Annotated in this window: 3 protein-coding genes; all 3 read right to left on the bottom strand. The window is 38.9% G+C overall.

The genetic code is table 11. From position 1 onward, the window contains the following. A partial coding sequence (locus GMD1S_RS11840; RefSeq protein ID WP_008280644.1) for a DUF1877 family protein occupies nt 1-173 on the bottom strand: 173 nt, incomplete at its 3' end. Between the two features lie 96 nt (nt 174-269). Then, a complete protein-coding gene (locus tag GMD1S_RS07910; protein ID WP_000451083.1) occupies nt 270-452 on the bottom strand; it encodes a hypothetical protein in 183 nt (60 codons plus the stop codon). Nucleotides 453-473: 21 nt separating this feature from the next. Then, the coding region (locus GMD1S_RS07905) for a DUF4300 family protein (RefSeq protein ID WP_000314534.1) at nt 474-1181 on the bottom strand (708 nt) is incomplete at its 5' end.

The raw sequence follows: 1181 nt of genomic DNA, 5'->3' as shown, positions 1-1181 counted from the left end.
CCTGTCATAACAAAGAGCAAGGCATCCCACATTTTGTCAATATCTATCAACGTATCGTTTCCCTCAGGATAATCCTCTACTAAGTCAAGTAAATCCTCTTCCTGACAAGAATAGCGCTTTATTTGGCTTAATTCATTGTCAGATAGATATTGATAATTAGCAATCATTCCCATAATGTTTCCTCCTATAAGTTCCTTAGAATAGCACTAATGTTACTAGTTCCCTTTCTTGAGAAAGGCAAGAAATCTACTGTTTTTGGACTCTCCTCCTTATTTCCATTCCTCATCTTCTATCACTTCCCAGACTTCTGACTGATAGCCCTCACCATCTATATCATAGCGCTGCATATAGCCAAAAAATCTTTCTTTTTTATTTGCCTTACGAGACTTGAGAATGTTTACAGCCCAGACTCCGATAAGAATGACAACTAAAAGCGCTACTACTGTCTCCATACTCCTTCTCCCTTGCCTACCTTAATATCCTTCAACCCACTTTTCATTGTCCATGATGAAAGGCTTAGCTAGTCCGTCACCTGTGTAATCCGCATATTTGGTGGATAGATACTTGTAACAGTCTTCCTTGCTCGCAAACTTAATAGCTTGATAGGGCTCTACAAAAGTCAGTTTTTCAACAAATAAGAAACCATCATCAGCTGGCACTAAAATACCAACATGCCCGACAAAAAGAAACTCTCCATCCAAATTATCATGCAAGACTACAGACAGCATTCGAGCTTTGTCATTAAATTGAAACTGGGAAAAGAATTTCTCCATCTTCTGCGCGTGAACTTTTACATCCGTTGTCGCTTCTGTCTCCACCCTAGAAAATAGAATATTAAACTCTTCCTTATCTTTCTCATCAAATACTTTTCCCTTATCGATAGCATCATTATCCACAAAAAGTAGCTGATCATTCTTTTCAAGTTTTGGGATCGTGACTGAATTTTTTAATAGCGCATAGCTATTGATACGGCAGTTGGTCCCGACAAAGTCACCCTTCTTTTGTGTCCACAAATTGCTGATTTTCTCTACATCGTATTCCGTTTTTGTAAAGGAGGCAAAATCACCACTTAAGCCAGTGGAGCCGACAGTCGCATTATAGTCTGTAACAAGATTGAAAAATGCTTCAACACTATTTGGGTCCAAGTGAGCTGATAAGAGAGATTTGACCTCTTCGGTACT

Origin of the sequence: Streptococcus sp. GMD1S (genome assembly GCF_000296875.1) — a bacterium.
Lineage (GTDB): Bacteria > Bacillota > Bacilli > Lactobacillales > Streptococcaceae > Streptococcus.
This window is presented reverse-complemented; position numbering and strand designations above follow the sequence as displayed.